General features: G+C 63.0%; 15 protein-coding genes. 10 read left to right on the forward strand and 5 right to left on the reverse strand.

Going from position 1 to position 17,036, the window contains the following annotated elements; genetic code table 11:
• The first annotated feature begins 236 nt into the window (after positions 1-236).
• From JHX88_RS17195 to uxuA, 6 genes are all read left to right on the forward strand, one after another.
• Positions 237-917, forward strand: a complete 681-nt coding sequence (locus JHX88_RS17195; RefSeq protein ID WP_272848081.1) for a GntR family transcriptional regulator — start codon at positions 237-239, stop codon at positions 915-917.
• Positions 918-933: 16 nt separating this feature from the next.
• Positions 934-1,917 (forward strand): TRAP transporter substrate-binding protein, encoded by a 984-nt coding sequence (locus JHX88_RS17200; protein WP_076524914.1) that lies wholly within the window; start codon positions 934-936, stop codon positions 1,915-1,917.
• An 85-nt stretch (positions 1,918-2,002) separates the two neighbouring features.
• On the forward strand, positions 2,003-2,506 hold the full coding sequence (locus JHX88_RS17205; protein ID WP_076524916.1) for a TRAP transporter small permease: 504 nt from the start codon (positions 2,003-2,005) through the stop codon (positions 2,504-2,506).
• Complete coding sequence (locus tag JHX88_RS17210) at positions 2,503-3,780, forward strand: TRAP transporter large permease (protein WP_076524918.1); 1,278 nt, start codon at positions 2,503-2,505, stop codon at positions 3,778-3,780. The genes JHX88_RS17205 and JHX88_RS17210 overlap by 4 nt, the downstream gene beginning before the upstream one ends.
• 1 nt (position 3,781) lies before the next feature.
• A complete protein-coding gene (locus JHX88_RS17215; RefSeq protein WP_076524921.1) occupies positions 3,782-4,822 on the forward strand; it encodes an L-idonate 5-dehydrogenase in 1,041 nt (346 codons plus the stop codon).
• Between the two features lie 139 nt (positions 4,823-4,961).
• Positions 4,962-6,170, forward strand: a complete 1,209-nt coding sequence (gene uxuA, locus JHX88_RS17220; protein WP_076524923.1) for a mannonate dehydratase — start codon at positions 4,962-4,964, stop codon at positions 6,168-6,170.
• A gap of 24 nt (positions 6,171-6,194) precedes the next feature.
• On the opposite strand, the gene JHX88_RS17225 is transcribed toward uxuA, so the two are convergent.
• The 5 genes from JHX88_RS17225 to JHX88_RS17245 form a co-directional block, all read right to left on the reverse strand.
• Positions 6,195-7,043, reverse strand: coding sequence for a DeoR/GlpR family DNA-binding transcription regulator (locus JHX88_RS17225; RefSeq protein ID WP_076524925.1), 849 nt, complete (start codon positions 7,041-7,043; stop codon positions 6,195-6,197).
• Between the two features lie 98 nt (positions 7,044-7,141).
• A complete protein-coding gene (locus JHX88_RS17230) occupies positions 7,142-8,089 on the reverse strand; it encodes a D-ribose ABC transporter substrate-binding protein (RefSeq protein ID WP_076524927.1) in 948 nt (315 codons plus the stop codon).
• Positions 8,090-8,183: 94 nt separating this feature from the next.
• Positions 8,184-9,227, reverse strand: a complete 1,044-nt coding sequence (locus tag JHX88_RS17235) for an ABC transporter permease (protein WP_076524929.1) — start codon at positions 9,225-9,227, stop codon at positions 8,184-8,186.
• A 27-nt stretch (positions 9,228-9,254) separates the two neighbouring features.
• On the reverse strand, positions 9,255-10,799 hold the full coding sequence (locus JHX88_RS17240; protein WP_076524931.1) for a sugar ABC transporter ATP-binding protein: 1,545 nt from the start codon (positions 10,797-10,799) through the stop codon (positions 9,255-9,257).
• Positions 10,796-11,467, reverse strand: coding sequence for a DUF2291 family protein (locus JHX88_RS17245; protein WP_076524933.1), 672 nt, complete (start codon positions 11,465-11,467; stop codon positions 10,796-10,798). The genes JHX88_RS17240 and JHX88_RS17245 overlap by 4 nt, the downstream gene beginning before the upstream one ends.
• Positions 11,468-12,000: 533 nt before the next feature.
• Here JHX88_RS17245 and JHX88_RS17250 point away from each other — a divergent pair.
• From JHX88_RS17250 to JHX88_RS17265, 4 genes are read left to right on the forward strand one after another with little or no spacing between them, the layout of a single operon-like run.
• A complete protein-coding gene (locus JHX88_RS17250; RefSeq protein ID WP_076524935.1) occupies positions 12,001-13,575 on the forward strand; it encodes an FGGY-family carbohydrate kinase in 1,575 nt (524 codons plus the stop codon).
• A gap of 1 nt (position 13,576) precedes the next feature.
• Positions 13,577-15,094 (forward strand): glycerol-3-phosphate dehydrogenase, encoded by a 1,518-nt coding sequence (locus tag JHX88_RS17255; RefSeq protein ID WP_076524936.1) that lies wholly within the window; start codon positions 13,577-13,579, stop codon positions 15,092-15,094.
• A gap of 10 nt (positions 15,095-15,104) precedes the next feature.
• On the forward strand, positions 15,105-16,037 hold the full coding sequence (locus JHX88_RS17260; RefSeq protein ID WP_076524937.1) for a sugar phosphate isomerase/epimerase family protein: 933 nt from the start codon (positions 15,105-15,107) through the stop codon (positions 16,035-16,037).
• Positions 16,038-16,057: 20 nt separating this feature from the next.
• Positions 16,058-17,008 carry a sugar-binding transcriptional regulator gene (locus JHX88_RS17265; protein ID WP_076524939.1) on the forward strand — a complete coding sequence of 317 codons (951 nt, stop codon included), beginning with the start codon at positions 16,058-16,060 and terminating at the stop codon, positions 17,006-17,008.
• Positions 17,009-17,036: the final 28 nt, after the last annotated feature.

A 17,036-nucleotide genomic window follows, 5' to 3' on the forward strand; every position in this document is an offset into this window, starting at 1 on the left:
CGCGCGAAAGAAGAGACCTCGGCGACCCGAACCCAGAACCGGCGCGCCAAATCCAGTACGAAAAACATACTAGATCGGACTGCGATGAAAATGACGCGCCCTCTCTTCTTCATGCAAATATCCTCGGGGGGTGCCGGGGGGCAGACAGCCCCCCGGCCATCGCGGGACGCAATCCCATCGCTCCCGATTGACTTGTATGGAAGTATGGTATAATAATGTTCACCAGGGAGGCCACCGTGGATCAGATCAACATCGTCACATCGGGGAACTCGACGGCGCAGCAGGTCTATGCCTGGCTGCATGGCCGCATACTTCGCGGCGAACTGGAACCCGTCGCACGCCTCAGCGAGACCGAGATCGCGCATCAGGCGGGGGTCAGCAGGCAGCCGGTGCGCGAAGCCTTTATTCGTCTGACCGCCACCGGGCTGGCCGAGGTGCGCCCACAGCGTGGCACCTTCATCGACCGGATCTCGATCAAGGCCGTGCTCTCGGCACGATTGATCCGCGAGGCGGTGGAGAGCGACCTGATCCGCATGGTCTCGGCCCATCCCGGCGATGCCCTGCTTGACCAGTTGGACGAGCAGCTTGCCGCACAGCGGGACGCAAGCGAGAAACAGGATGTCGAAGCCTTCATCGCGCTGGACGACAGGTTCCATCACAGCCTCGCCGTTGCGGCGGGGCATGGCGATGTCTGGGATGTCCTGGAAGGGCTGAAATCCCAGATGAACCGGTTGCGCTATATCACCGCGCGGGTCTTTGATCACCAGAAGCTGATCGAGCAGCACGGGGCCATCGTGCAGGCGCTGCGCGAGGGCGACACGGATGCCGCGGAGCAGGCGATGCGCCTGCATCTGCGCGAAGTGCTGAACGACCTGCCCGAGATCGCTGCCGCCAAACCCGAATTCTTCACGGAATGAAACAGGAGGAGTCCTCATGAAACTGAACCGCCGTCAATTCACCGCCCTGGCCGGGGCCAGCCTGCTGGCCACGCCGGCGATCCGCGCCCATGCCGCCGATGTGACGATCAAGCTGGGTCACCTGGCGAACGAGGAAAACAGCTGGCACAAGGCGTCGCTGAAATTCGGCGAGGAAGTCGCCAGGCTGACCGAAGGCCGCGTCGAGGTCCAGGTTTTCCCCAATGAATCGCTTGGCAAGGAGATCGACTTGATCAACGGCATGCAGCTTGGCACCGCCGACATGACGATCACCGGCGAGAGCCTGCAGAACTGGGCGCCGATGGCGGCGCTGCTGGCGGTTCCCTATGCCTATCTGACGCTGGAGCAGATGGACGAGGTCGCGGCGGGTGATATCGGCACGCAGATCAAGGAAGAAATCCTTGCCAAGGCCCAGATCCGTCCCATCGCCTATTTCGCGCGCGGGCCACGCAACCTGACCTCGAACCGCGAGGTGATGACGCCCGAGGATCTGAACGGGTTGAAGCTGCGCGTGCCGAATGTGCCGCTTTTCGTGAAAACATGGGAAGCGCTTGGCGCGCAGCCGACGCCGATGGCCTTCAGCGAAGTCTTCACTTCGCTGCAGAACGGCACGATCGACGCGCAGGAGAACCCGCTGGCGCTGATCGAGTCGGCGAATTTCAACGAGGTGCAGAAATTCGTCAACAAGACCGAGCATGTGCGGTCATGGATCTACCTGACCATCTCGGAGATGACATGGGGCCGCCTGTCCGCCGAGGACCAGGAGGCCGTGACGCAGGCCGCCGAGACCGCGCAGCAATATGAGCGCGAGCTGTTCCTGGCCGACGAGGATCGTCTGACCAAGAGCTTGCAGGACAAGGGCATGACCTTCGTCGACAGCGACAAGGCAGCTTTTGCGGCTCAGGCCAAGGACGCCGTGCTGGCCAATGTCGGCGACGAGATCAAGCCGGTGGTCGAAGAGCTGTTCGCCGCCCAGAGCTGATCCTGCGGGCGGCCGGTATCGGAGCCGGCCGCCCGGATTTTTTCAAGCTTGACGATCCGAAGGCTAGATTTGCCATGGAGGAAGCATGACCATCTTGATCCGCTGGATGCGGACCTTTTTGCGATTGGGCACCGGGGTTTCCTTCATGGTGCTGATCACCGCCGTCACCGTGCAGGTGGTCGGGCGCGGCTTTGTCGGCGCCTCGCCGGTCTGGACCGAGGAACTGACGCGGTTCGCCCTGCTCTATCTGGCGGGCTTCGGGACCGGGCTGGCGCTTTTGACCGGCGATCTGGTCAATGTCGACCTGGTCAGCGAGAGCTTGCCGGGGCGTCTGTCATGGCTTTCGCGGCTCATCTCGGCGGGACTGGTTCTGGTCTTCTGCCTGCTCGTGATCGGTCCTGCGATGCATTTTACCCGGATCGGCGCGATGCAGACCTCTCCGGCCATGGGCATGCCGATGAATTACGCGCATGGCAGCGTGCTTTTGCTTTTGGCGGTGCTGGCGCTGGCGGCCTTGCTGCGCGGTGTCGGGATGCTGACCGGCGCGAGCGATGGGCGGCCTGAAAACCTGAAGGGAGAGTTCGAATGAGCCTCGCGATCCTTGGACTGACATTTCTTCTGGGACTTGTCATCGGTCTGCCCGTGGCGATCACACTTGGACTTTCCTCGGCGGCTTACCTGTTGTGGAACGGCATGCCTTTGGTGGTGATCCCGCAAAAGATGTATGCGGGGATGGACAGCTTCGTGTTGCTGTGCATTCCGGGCTTCATCCTTGCGGGCAACCTGATGAATGGCGGCGGAATCACCGGGCGGATCATCCGTTTCGCACAGGCGCTGGTGGGCTGGATCCGCGGCGGGCTGGCGCAGACCAATGTCGCCTCGTCGATGCTGTTCGGGGGCATTTCCGGCACGGCGGTCGCGGATGCGGCCTCGATCGGGGGGATGATGATCCCCGGCATGAAGAAGGCGGGCTATCCGGCGGATTTCTCGGCTGCGGTGACGGCGGCATCCTCGACCGTCGGGCCGATCATTCCGCCATCGGTGCCGATGATCATCGTGGGCTCGCTGGCCGGGATCTCGGTCGGCAAGATGTTCATCGCCGGGGCGGTGCCCGGCCTGATGCTGGGCGGCGCGATGATGATCACCACCTATATCATCGCGGTGCGCCGCGATTTCCCGCGCCAGGCGTGGCAGGGATGGCGAGAATTGGGTATATCCTTCCTTGGCGCCTTCTGGGCACTGGCAATGACCGCGCTGATCGTGGGCGGGATGCTGTCGGGCTATGTCACGCCGACCGAGACCGCCGTCGTCGCCTCGATCTATGCCGTCGTCGTGGGTGCCTTCATCTATCGCGAATTGCCTCTGGTCCGGGTGCCGGGAATCCTGATCGACAGCGCGATCAGTTCGGCGGGAATCCTGGCGCTGGTGGGCACGGCCAATGTGTTTGGCTGGATCCTGGTCAGCGAGCAGATTCCGCAGATGATCGCGAACGGCGTATTGTCGGTGACAGACAACCGGTTCCTCGTGATCCTGCTGATCAATGTCGTGCTGCTGATCGTCGGCATGTTCATGGAGACCATCGCCGCCCTCATCATCCTGTTCGTGCCGCTGATGACACTGGCGCAGGCTGTCGGAGTCGATCCGCTGCATTTCGCGGTATTCGCGGTGCTGAACCTGATGATCGGGCTGACCACGCCTCCGGTCGGGGTCTGCATGTTCGTCTGCGCGAATATCGCACGGCTGCCGCTGGCACCGGTGATCCGGGCGCTGGTTCCCTATCTGATAACCAATATCCTCGTGCTGCTGCTGGTCTCTTATATCCCGGCAATCAGCACCTGGCTGCCTTCCCTGATGGACAAATGACATGAACGACCTCGCCTGCCGCCTGCATGCGGCCCATGATCTGCGCATTGAAGATCTGCCCGAACCCGATGCCACGCCCGACATGGCGGTGGTCCGCGTGCTTCGGGGAGGCATCTGCGGATCGGACCTGCATTATTATCACGATGGTGGATTTGGCCCCGTCCGGGTCCGCGAACCGATCATCCTGGGCCACGAGGCCGCCGGGGTGATCGAGGCTGCACCTGCGGGTTCGCCGCTCAAGCCGGGGCAGTTGGTCGCGCTGTCGCCTTCGCGCCCTTGCGGAGAATGCGCATTCTGCCAGGCAGGACAGGAGCGGCATTGCATCGAGATGCGGTTTAACGGCTCTGCCATGCGGCTGCCGCATGAAAACGGACTGTTCCGCACCCGGCTGGCCCATCCCGTGGCGCAGTGCCTGCCCTTGCCCGATCACGTCGAGGCAGAGGCCGCGGCAGGAGCGGAACCTCTGGCGGTCTGCCTGCACGCGCTGTCCCTGGCGCCTTCGCTGGAGGGGCAGCGCGTGCTGATCACCGGTGCCGGACCGATCGGGGCGATCTGTACCGCGTTGGCCCGCCTGCAAGGGGCGGAAGAGGTGATCGTGACCGATGTGCAGGATTTCACATTGGGGATTGCCGAAGAAATGGGAGCCCACCGGGTGGTAAACGTGGCGCGGAAACCCGACGGGCTGGCCGAATACGCAACCGGCAAGGGCCGGATCGACGTGGTTCTGGAATGTTCCGCCAATCAGCACGCCATCGCGCAGGCGATCGGCGTTACCCGTCCGCAGGGCAGCGTGGTGCAAATCGGCGTCGGCGGGACGGTTCCGCTGCCCCTCAACCTGATCGTCGGCAAGGAACTGCGGTTTTTCGGCACCCATCGTTTCGACAGAGAATTTGCAGATGCCGTCGATATGATCTCCAAGGGTAGGATCGACCTGTCGCCGATGGTGACGAAGGTACTGCCCGCGCGCGAGGCTGTGCGGGCCTTCGACCTGGCCGGGGATCGGGCCCGGGCGGTCAAGGTGCAACTGGATTTCGCGGCATAAAACGGCCGGGGGCTGTCTGCCCCCGTCGCCGGTGGTTCTCTAGAACCGGCGGCGCGCCTGACGGCAACCCCGGAAGGTATTTGGGCAAAGAAGAAGAGCGGATCCGGCATCTGCGATCCGCTGCGTTGAGGAGAATGAGATGAGACATGTTTGGCGGTGGTTCGGACCGAATGATCGGGTATCCATCGATGACATGATGCAGACCGGGGTGCAGGGCGTGGTGACCGCGCTGCATCATGTTCAAAGCGGCGCGCTCTGGACGCCCGAGGAAATCGCAATGCGGCAAGGGCAGATCGCCGCGATGAAGGATGGCACGCCATCCGGCCTGAAATGGGAGGTGGTCGAGAGCCTGCCGGTCAGCGAGGCGATCAAGACGCAAAGCGGAGACTGGCGCGCGCATGTCGAGAACTGGATCGCCTCGATGCGGAACCTGAAGGCGGCGGGCATCGAGGTGATCTGCTACAACTTCATGCCGGTGCTGGACTGGACCCGCACGGACCTGGCATGGCGGCGGCCAAATGGTGCGACCTGCATGCGCTTCGATTTCACCGATTTCGCGGCTTTCGACATCCATATCCTCAAGCGCGCAGGCGCCGCCGAGGATTTCCCCGAGGATATCCGCGACGAGGCTGCCCGCCGGTTTGCTGCCATGGACGAAGCGCGGCGCGAGCAATTGGCCGGGAATGTGGTCTTCGGTCTACCCGGAGCGGCGGAGAATTTCAGCCTGCAGGATGTGCGTGATCTTCTGGACAGCTATGCGCCCGTAACCGACGAGGTGCTGCGCCGGAATTTCCATGATTTTCTCGAACAGGTCGCCCCCGTCGCGCAAGAGATTGGCGTGCGGCTGTGCTGTCATCCCGACGATCCGCCCTTCGGCCTGCTCGGCCTGCCCCGCGTCATGTCCACCGAGGCCGATTACGCCGAGCGCCTTGCCGCCGTCGATCTGTCCGCGAACGGGATCACGCTCTGCTCGGGTTCACTGGGCGCGCGTCCCGATAACGACCTTCCCGGCATGATGGAGCGCTTTGGCGCGCGGGTGCATTTCCTGCATCTGCGCAATGTCCGGCGCGATGGCGATGCGATCCGCGGCTCTTTCTTCGAGGACGAACATCTGGGTGGTCAGACCGACATGGTGGCGCTGGTCGCCTCGGTTCTGCGCGAGGAGGAACGGCGGCGCAAGACCGGCCGCGCGGATGCGGCGATCCCGATGCGGCCAGATCACGGGCAGGACATTCTTGACGATATCGGCCGCGGGGGGCAGCCGGGATACCCGGCCATCGGGCGCCTCAAGGGGCTGGCCGAACTGCGCGGGGTCGAGGCGGCGCTGACCCATCGGGGGACCGCCTGACGCGGTCTTGTCGAACGCGCCGGGTCAACCGGTGCGTTCGGGGCTGGCCAGCATCACATCGATATCCCGCGATTTCATCTGTTCGATCAGCGCCGGGGGCGTGCCGTCGTCCACGATGACCAGATCGAATTTTTCCAACGGCTCCATGGCATGGAGGGCGCGGCGCTCGAATTTCGTGTGATCGGCCAGCAGCACGCGCTTGGCGGCGCTGTCAAACATGGCGCGCTTGGTTTCGACCATGTCCGGGCTTTGATGGAAAACCATTCCATCGGTAATCGCGGACATCGACAGGAAGACCAGATCGGCCCGCAGGCGGCGGATCTCGGCAGTGGTGCCGGGCCCCATGAATGCGTTGCACCAATGATGGAACTGTCCGCCCAGCCCCAGCAAGGTGAGATCACGAATATCCTTGAGCGCGTTCATCAGGGCGATGGAATTGGTGATGGCAGTCAGCGGCACCTTGGCGGCCAGATGCGGGACCATGCGGAACACGGTGGTGGAATCGTCGAAGAACACCGCCTGCCCTGGCTCGATGATCCGGGCGGCGGCGGCGGCGATGGCGGATTTCTCGGCGGCCTGCCTCGTGTCGCGATAGGCGTCGCTGGCCTCGATCAGGCTGGTGGGGGCGGCAGAGACGATGCCGCGCGTCTTGCGCAAGAGCCCCCGGCTGGCGAGGTCGTCCAGGTCGCGATGGGCGGTCATCAGGCTGATGCCGAAACGCTCGGTCAGGTCCTCGATCCGCATCGTGCCCTCGGCCATGACCGCCTCGGCGATCATCTGGCGACGGGCGATCTGGCGGGCCTGGCGGCTGTCACTGGGCAGGTCATCAGTGACAAGCCGTTCTATCGGGGCCTGATCCGGGCTGTCTGTCATGCGTCTTTCTCCTGCCCGTCATCCGGTGGCAATGCCATAACAGGATAGCCTGACCCGCCGGAAGGGAAAGGGGCGCAGCTAACCGCGCCCCCTGCCCGTCACTGTTCAAGCACGAAGGGCGAAGTCATCTGATCGACATTGTCTGCGGTGATCAGGATACAGTCGAAAAGCTGCTTCTCCATCTCGACGCCGGTTTCACCGTTCTTGATGAAATTGTCGGCCTGGCGGACCGCCTCTTCGGAAAAGACCGCAACGGGCTGCAGGACGGTATATTGCATCTCGCCGGCCTTGACCGCCTCGACCGCATCGGGAGAGCCGTCAAAACCGCCGACCTTGACCTGATCCAGCTTGCCCGCCTCTTTCAGCGCGGCGATGGCGCCAAGCGCCATCTCGTCATTGCCCGAGATCACCCCGATGATGTCGGGATTAGCCTGCAGCATGGATTGCATCTTCTGATAGCCCTGGGTGCGATCCCAGTTGGCGACCTCCTGATCGGCCTTTTCCAGGTCCGGATACTGGGTCAGCACCGTCTCGAAACCGTTCGAGCGAGTCGCGGCGTTGTTGTCCGAAGGCGCGCCGAACAGTTCGACATAGCTGCCACTGTCACCCACAGCCTCGACCCATGCCTGCGCGCCAAGTGCCGCACCCTGCGCATTGTTCGAGACAAGCTGCGCCTCGGCGAGACCTTCCTGGTTGATCTCGGCATTGACGAGGAAGACAGGGATGCCCGCATCGACGGCCTTCTTGACCGCACCGACCGAGCCATCGGCATTGGCCGGATCGAGGATGATCGCCGCCGACTGGTTGGTGATCGCGGTGTCGATCAAGGTGCTTTCGGTATTGGTATCGCCTTTATGCGCGGCGACATTGGCCTCATAGCCCAGTTCTTCGGCGGTCGCCTTTGCGACCTCGCCCTCGGTGAACCAATAGGGGTTTGCCGGATCGTTGACGATAATCGTCATCAGTCCTTCGGCCCATGCCGAGCCTGCCATCAGCGGCAGGCTTGCGGTGGCGGCCAGCATAAGGCGGCGCGTCATCTTCATCATTGTCTCTCTCCCTTCGGGTTGGTGGTTCTGCCGTTTTACCGGACAGGGGGTGGCGCCCGGGCTTGCCATTGCCCGGGCGATGATTCCCGGAGCGTCAGCTCTTGCGGCCGCCGCGCCCGTATTGCAGCGAGTTCATCAGCACGGCCAGCACGATCACGGCGCCGGTAAAGACGGTCTGCCAATAGGAGGACACGCCGATGATCACGAGCCCGTCCGACAGGAAACCGATCACGAAAGCCCCCAGCATGGTGCCGCGCACGGTGCCACGGCCACCGGTCAGGGCCGCACCCCCGATCACCACGGCGGCTATGGCCGTCAGCTCATAGGTGGTGCCCGCAGTGGGTCCAGCCGAGGTAAGTTGCGAGGACAGGACCAGCCCGGCAATGGCCGAAAGGACGCCCGACAGCGTATAGACGGTGATCTTGACCCGGCGGGTCGGCACGCCCGACAGTTCGGCGGCGCGTTCATTGCCGCCCGAGGCATAGAGCCAGCGCCCGAAGGACGACCGCGACAGCATCAACCCGGCGATGATCGCCATCGCCGCCAGCACCAGCACCGAAATCGGGATGCCCGCGATGCGGTTGAAGCCGAGCCAGTCGAAGCCTGTATTACCCAGTTCTGGCCGCCCCGACAGGTTGTTATAGGTCAGGCCGTTGGTCATCAGCAGCGCGATGCCGCGGGCCACATACATGACGCCAAGCGTGGCGACGAAGGCCGGGACCTTGAAGATCGAGACCAGCACACCGTTGACCGCCCCGACCAGCGCCCCCAGCACGCAGGTCAGCACGACGACGGCCCAGACCGGCGGATAGAAGATCACGCCCATAGCCTGCAACTCGATCCCCTGCATCATCGCGCCGGCGCTGACGCCCGCCAATGCGAGGATCGAGCCCACGGACAGGTCGATGCCGCCGCTCAGGATGACCAGAAGCATGCCGATGGCAAGCAGACCATAGATCGCCACATGGCTGGACATGATCAGGAAGTTGCCGATGGTGAAGTAATTCGGCGACATCAGCGAAAACACCGCGATGATCAGGATCAGCGCGAAGAAGGCCCGCCCCTCCAGCAGCAGGCGGGCGATATCGAGTTTCTTCGCCTGTCCGTCCGAGGCGCGGTTCGTTGTGGTATCCGACATGGGGTAATTCCCTCTCGCTCTCGTTCTTCAGGCGGCCACGGACTCGCCCGAGGCGGCCATGATCTCTTCCTTGGTGACGGTGGAATCGAATTCGGCCGAGACATGGCCCTTGTGCATGACGATGATCCGATGCGCGACCGACAGGCACTCGCCGACCTCCGAGGTCGAGTAGAGCACCGCAAGCCCTTGTTTCGCCCCCTCGGCCAGCAGTCTGAACACCTCGGCCTTGGCACCGATGTCGATGCCACGCGACGGTTCGTCCAGCATGATGACGCGGGGTTTCGTGGCCAGTATCTTGCCGATCACCACCTTCTGCTGGTTGCCGCCCGACAGCGAACCTATAGACGCGTCAGGGCCATCGGTCTTGACGGTCACCTCGCGGATGCTGTCGCCGATCAGCGCCTTCTCGGCGCGGGTCTGCGTGAACAGCCCACGGGTGAAGCTGCGGATCGAGGCAAGCGACAGGTTCTGCCCGACGCTCATGGTCTGCACGAGCCCGTCGCGCTGGCGATCCTCGGGCACCAGTGCCAGACCGCGCGCGATCCGCTCGCCGATGGACAGATGCGACACTTCGCGGCCTTCCAGCACGATCTCGCCGCTGGTGGCCTTCAATCGCCCGGCGACAGCCTCCAGCAATTCGGTCCGCCCCGCCCCCATCAGTCCATAGATGCAAACGATCTCGCCCGCGCGGACATCCAGGGACATCCCGTCCACCAGATCGACACCAGAAGCGTCCGGGACCGACAGGTTGCGGATCGACAATGCGACCTCGCCCTTGTCATAGCCTTCTGGCGGGGAACCCAGATCGTAATTCTCGCCCACCATGTTGCGAACGATCCATTCCAGGTCGATCTCGGCGCGCGGCGCATAGGCCGTCATGTTGCCGTCGCGCAGTACCACCGCGTGATCGGTGATGGTCAGCGCTTCTTCCAGGTGATGCGAGATATAGACGATCGACACGCCCTTTGCGGTCAGATCGCGGATCACCTTGAACAGCACCTCGACCTCGCTGGCCGAAAGCGCCGAGGTCGGCTCGTCCATGATCAGGATGCGGCTATTGACCGACAGGGCGCGGGCGATCTCGACGATCTGCTGCTGACCGAGGCGCAGTTCCTCAACCGGAGTCAGCGGGTCGATATCCTCTTCAAGCTCTTCCATCAGCTTTCGGGTCTGCCGTTCTTCCTCGGAGAAATCGACGCCGGTGGTGGTTCTGATCTCGCGCCCCATGAAGATATTGTCGCGCACCGTCATGTTCGGAGCCAGCGACAGTTCCTGGTGGATGATCGAGATGCCGAGGTCGCGGGCACCGGCTGCATTGCCGAAAGTTACGGGCTGGCCATCAAGGATGATTTCGCCGGAAGTCGGCTGGATCACACCTGAAAGGACCTTCATCAGCGTCGATTTACCGGCACCGTTTTCACCGAACAGCGTGGTGACCTGGCCGCGATGGATGTCGAAGTTCACACCTTTCAGCGCGTGGACATTGCCATAGGACTTGGCGACATTGCGGGCGGCAAGCACGACCTCCTGCAGGTCGGGGCGCGCGTCGGGGATGGGGGCTTCGGGGCTCATTTTACCTCCAGCGCGACGGGGGTGATCATCCAGTTCTTTGGGTTGATCAACCGGAATGCACCGGTGACGGTGATGGTCTTACCCGACAGGCCGGCAGTATCGATCCCGTCCAGAACGGCAGCTTTCATGGCGCGGTTGATGGCAGAGCCCGCGTCCTGGTATTCGATCTGGTTCTTGAACTGGCCAAAGGCGATATCGCCCGGCGCGTCGCGCAACTCGGTGCCGTTGATGGCCGGGCCGGTCTGGACGCGGACGGTGATCTCTTCGGACACCCCTTCGGCGGTCAGCGTATACACCCCGGACTTGCCCTCACCCACAACGCCCGTCACCGTGACTGGCAAGATCGCCCCGGTCGAGGCGGGGGTGCCGTATTCTTCGGCGGCCGCGTTCTTGTCGGCCAGCACGGCAGGGGCCAAGGTGGCGGCATCGACGGCATTTTCCTGTACGAAAGCCTGAATGCGCGGGAACTCCCCTTCTCCATAGCTATCGGGCGAGAAGGCCTGCTGACGGGCATCGGCTTCGGAACCGATCTGTACGACAGTTGTGTCGACTACGATGCCAACGGCTACAGCAGCGGCGAACGCAAGGCTGACGATCAACCCGCGCCGCGAGGACGCCGGAGCTTTCGGGGCCGGGGTGGACGAGGTCGGGGCGGTGCTCTGGGTCATGATACAGCCTCGGAATGATTGGGGGCGGAGACGGCGCGGCAAGCGCAGAACCGGTTGGCACGGGATATTCTGGGCATACGCATGATCTCCTCCCTACAAGCCGGATGCGGCACCCTCCTCGGCGCACGCGAACCGGCATTCATGCTATAACAATGATATAATCACAGTCAATAGAGATAAATATACCCCAGAAATCGGCCGCACTCGAGAAGCAGCCATCGATCGCAAAACCGGCAACCACGGAACCGCTACCCACCGGCCCCTCCCTCACATACAATGCAATATTCGGTAAATTTTGCATAGCACCTTATCCCTCCAGGGCAGGCGGCATTCCCCTCGAATCACGCCACACCCCTCCTTGATACGAGATTACCTGAAATTAATTTCTAGGTCTGCAAAATAATACATTCACTGTGAGATAATTATGATATATAAATATCCGCAAGCCTAGCGGGCCGCCAAGAACTCGGCGACGCCCAAGCGGAGGGGAAGAGCAATGAATGGCAAAGCCAGGGAAACGGCAGAGGAATCCCATGCCCGGCACTGATATTCTGATCGGCATCGACGCAGGCACCTCGGTCATCAAGGCCGTGGGCTTCGACTTGCAAGGACGGCAACTTGCGACAACCTCCGTTCCGAATCGCTATGTGACGGGAGCGGACGGCTCGGCCACGCAGAATCTTGATCAGACATGGGAGGATTGCGCCGCCGCCTTGCGACAGCTTGGCGATCGGATCGACAATCTCGCCGCCCGCACCGCCGCATTGTCGGTTACCGCGCAGGGGGATGGCACATGGCTGGTGGGCCGGGACGGCCCGGTGGGCGACGCATGGATCTGGCTGGATGCCCGTGCCGCGCCCACAGTCGAGCGACTGGCGGGCAGCGCTGCCAACCGCGCGCGATTCGAGGCGACCGGAACCGGGCTGAACACCTGCCAGCAGGGCAGCCAGATGGCGCATATGGACCTCCACGCGCCCGAATTGCTGGACCGGGCCGAGGTCGCGCTACATTGCAAGGACTGGCTTTACCTGAACCTGACCGGCATCCGGGCGACCGACCCATCAGAGGCCAGCTTCACCTTCGGCAATTTCCGCAACCGCCGATATGACGACACAGTGATTGCCGCGCTTGGCCTGACCCACCGCCGCAACCTGTTGCCCGAGATCGTGGATGGCAGCCAGATCACCCATCCGCTGACCAAAGAAGCCGCCGCCCGGACCGGGCTGCGCGCCGGAACGCCTGTCAGCCTTGGCTATGTCGACATGGTCATGACCGCGCTCGGCGCCGGGGTTCATGGCGGAGCGGGTGACGTGGCCTGTTCGACCGTCGGCTCGACCGGCGTGCATCTGCGTGCGGTAGCGGCCTCGGATGTGCATCTGAACGTCGAGGGCACCGGTTACGTCATCTGCCTTCCGGTCCCCGGAATCGTGACGCAGGTCCAGACCAATATGGCGGCGACGCTGAACCTTGATTGGGCATTGGGAATGGCTGCCGGAATCATGTCGGATATGGGCCGATCCGTCAGCCATCGCGACCTTGTCGATCATATCGAGGGCTGGCTGGCCGCAAGCCGTCCCGGCCAGATCGTCTATCATCCCTATATCTCTGATGCCGGAGAACGCGGCCCCTTCGTCAATGCCAATGCGCGGGCTAGCTTTGTCGGGCTTGCGCAGCATCACCGTTATCCTGACCTGCTGCGCGCCGTGGCCGAAGGATTGGGGATGGCGATGCGCGACTGTTACGCCGCGATGGGCTCCCTGCCCTCGGAACTGCGCCTGACGGGCGGCGCGACACGCTCTCCGGGGTTGCGCGGCATCCTGTCAGCCTCGCTGAACGCGCCGGTGCGTGTCTCTGATCGCGACGAGGCGGGTGCAGCCGGGGCGGCGATGATGGCCGCAGTGGCGATCGGCGCATACCCCGACATGGAGGCCTGCATCAGCGAATGGGTCACCCCGCTTCTGGGCGAAGCCGAGCCACCCGACCCCGAGCTGGTCACCGCCTATGCGCGGCTCTTTCCCGCATTCACCGCATCACGACAGGCGCTCCCCCCGGCATGGGATGCGCTTGCAAGCGCCCGCGCCGCACAGACGACCCCGAAAGGAGACTGATATGACGACCGACAGCGAGATGATCGACCTTTTCGTGATCGGCGGCGGGATCAATGGCGCGGGCATGGCCCGTGACGCCGCCGGCCGAGGGCTGACGGTCGTGCTGTGCGAGAAGGGCGATTTGGCCGAGGGCACATCGTCCCGCTCGGGCAAGTTGGTGCATGGCGGGCTGCGCTATCTTGAATATTACGAGTTCCGGCTGGTCCGCGAAGCCCTGATCGAGCGCGAGGTGCTGATGCGCTCTGCCCCGCATATCATCTGGCCGATGCGTTTCGTGCTGCCCCACAGCCCGCAGGACCGCCCGGCATGGCTGGTCCGGCTTGGCCTGTTCCTTTACGACAACCTGGGCGGGCGCAGGAAACTGCCGGGCACCCGCACGCTGGATCTGCGCCGCGACCCCGAGGGCGCCCCCCTGCTGGATCGATATGCCAAGGGCTTCGAATATTCCGATTGCTGGGTGGACGATGCCCGCCTTGTGGTGCTGAACGCCGTCGATGCAGCCGAGAAAGGGGCCGAGATCCTGACCCGCAGCCCCTGCATCTCGGCCCGGCGCGAGGATGGCGCATGGACGGTGCAGACCCGCAGCGAGATCACCGGCGAAACCCGCAGCTTCCGCGCCCGCTGCGTGGTGAACTGCGCAGGCCCCTGGGTCAGCGACGTCATCGGGCGCGTGGCCGGTGCGAATTCCAGCCGCAATGTCCGGCTGGTCAAGGGCAGCCATATCATCGTGCCGAAATTCTGGCAGGGCAGTAACGCCTATCTCGTCCAGAACCACGACAGGCGGGTGATCTTCATCAACCCCTACGAGGGCGACAAGGCGCTGATCGGCACCACCGATATCGCCTATGATGGCCGGGCCGAGGAGGTGCAGGCCGACGAGTCCGAGATCGAATACCTGTTGGCCGCCGTGAACCGCTATTTCAAGGAAAAGCTGCGCCGCTCGGACGTTCTGGAAACATTTTCCGGGGTTCGCCCCCTGTTTGACGATGGACAGGGCAACCCTTCGGCAGTGACGCGGGATTATGTCTTTGACCTTGACCGGAACGGTGGCGCACCGCTTCTGAACGTGTTCGGCGGCAAGATCACCACCTTCCGCGAACTGGCAGAGCGCGGCATGCATCGGTTGAAAGAGGTCTTCCCGGATATGGGACCGAACTGGACCGAAACCGCACCGCTGCCGGGCGGCGAGATCGCCAATGCCGATTATGAAAGCTATGCCAACCTGTTACGCGAACTGCACCCGTGGATGCCACGCAAACTGGTGCATCATTACGGGAGGCTTTACGGCGCGCGCACCAAGGAGGTGGTCGCAGGGGCGCTGAGCGTTGAGGATCTGGGCCGGCACTTTGGCGGTCTGCTTTACGAGGCCGAGGCGCGTTACCTAGTCCGCAAGGAATGGGCGCTGACCGCCGAGGATATCCTCTGGCGGCGGACCAAGCATTACCTGCATCTGAGCAAGGCCGAACGCGCGGCATTCACCGAATGGTTCGAACAATCCGGCCTGTCTCGGGCGGCATAAGGAGATCACCGTGTCCCTGACCCTGTCGCTGAACACCAACCCGCTGGTCAATCGCTTTGCCGAATCGGATGATCTGATCGACACCGTCGCCCGCGATCTTCGCATCCGCGACCTGCAACTGACGCACGAATTCATCAACCCGTCATGGCCCGCCCCGGTGACACGCCGCCTGACCCGCCAGATGGGCCGCGCGCTTGACCGCACCGGGGTCCGCGTGACTAGCGGCATGACCGGACCCTATGGGCGGCTCAATCACTTTGGGCATCCCGACCGCGATGTGCGGCGCTATTACGTGAATTGGTTCAAGGGTTTTGCCGATATCATCGCGGATCTTGGCGGGCATTCCGTCGGCACGCAATTCGCGATCTTCACCTATCGCGACTATGACGACCCGGCACGGCGCGAGGAGCTGATCCGGATCGCCATCGATTGCTGGGCAGAGGTGGCAGAACATGCCAAGGCTGCGGGTCTCGATTATGTTTTCTGGGAGCCAATGAGCATCGGGCGTGAATTCGGCGAGACCATCGCCGCAAGCATGGAGTTGCAGGATCGATTGAGTGCCGCCGGGATGGCCGTGCCCATGTGGATGATGGCCGATATCGATCATGGCAATGTCACCAGCGACAATCCCGACGATCACGACCCCTATGCCTGGGCTCGGGCGGTGCCGCCGGTGTCTCCGATCATCCATATAAAGCAATCTCTTATGGACAAGGGCGGGCATCGCCCATTCACCGCCGAATTCAACGCCAAGGGTAATATCCAGCCCGAACCGCTGCTGCGGGCATTCGCCGAGGGCGGGGCGGTGGATAACGAGATTTGCCTTGAACTGAGTTTCAAGGAACGCGAACCGAATGACCGCGAGGTGATCGGGCAAATCGCCGAAAGCGTGGCCTTCTGGACGCCGCATCTGGACAGCGGCGCCGACAAGCTGAAAATATAACAAAAAGAAAGTCTTACTCCATGCCAAAACAAGGCGGGACCGATCCCGACGAAAGCATCGCGATACGGGCTGCATGGCTGCATTATGTCGGCGGATTGACGCAGGCGGCAGTGGCCAAGCGGCTAGGGCTGACCTCGGTCAAGACGCACCGGCTGATCACACGGGCCGTGGCGGATGGGGTGGTGAAGGTCTCGATCGACGGTGAGATCGTCGAATGCGCCATGTTGGAAAACCAGCTAAGTGACAGATACAAATTGGATTATTGCGAAGTCGCACCCGATTTGGGAGAAGCCGGGCTACCGCTGCGAGCGCTAGGGCTGGCCGGGGCGGGTTTCTTGCGGCGCGAGATCGAGCGTGGCGGAAACGAGGTGATCGGGCTTGGTCATGGGCGCACCCTGGCGGCGGCGGTGCATCAATTGCCGCGCTTCGGTGCGGTGGGGATACGCTTCGTGTCCCTGTTGGGCGGGTTGACCCGGCATTACGCGGCCAATCCGCATGACGTGATGCATAGCCTCGCCTACAAGACCGGTGCGCAGGCGCATGTGCTTCCGGTGCCGTTTTTCGCCAATTCCGAGAAGGACCGCGAGATCCTGCTGGCCCAGCCCGGCGTAGGCGAGATCTTCGATCTGTCCAACGGCGCGGCGCTGAAGATCGCGGGTATAGGGACGACGGATGCGGATGCTCAGCTCGTGGCTTCCGGGATGATCGAACAGCATGAAATCGAAGAGATAAATTCCGTCGGCGCCGTAGGCGAAATGATGGGACATTTCTTTGACGCGAAGGGCCGGGTGCTGGAAACCACGCTGAGCCTGCGTACCCTTTCCGCCGGGTTGGAGGGGCCGAAAGGCAGCCGGATCGTCGCCATCGCGGGCGGAACGGACAAGGTTCCGGCGATCCGGGCGGTGCTGAACAGCGGGCGCCTGTCGGGGCTGATCACGGATGAGATGACCGCCCGCGCGCTGCTGGACTAAGATAGGTCAAGGGCACGTGCAACGGCAC

This window comes from Paracoccus saliphilus (genome assembly GCF_028553805.1).
GTDB lineage: Bacteria > Pseudomonadota > Alphaproteobacteria > Rhodobacterales > Rhodobacteraceae > Paracoccus > Paracoccus saliphilus.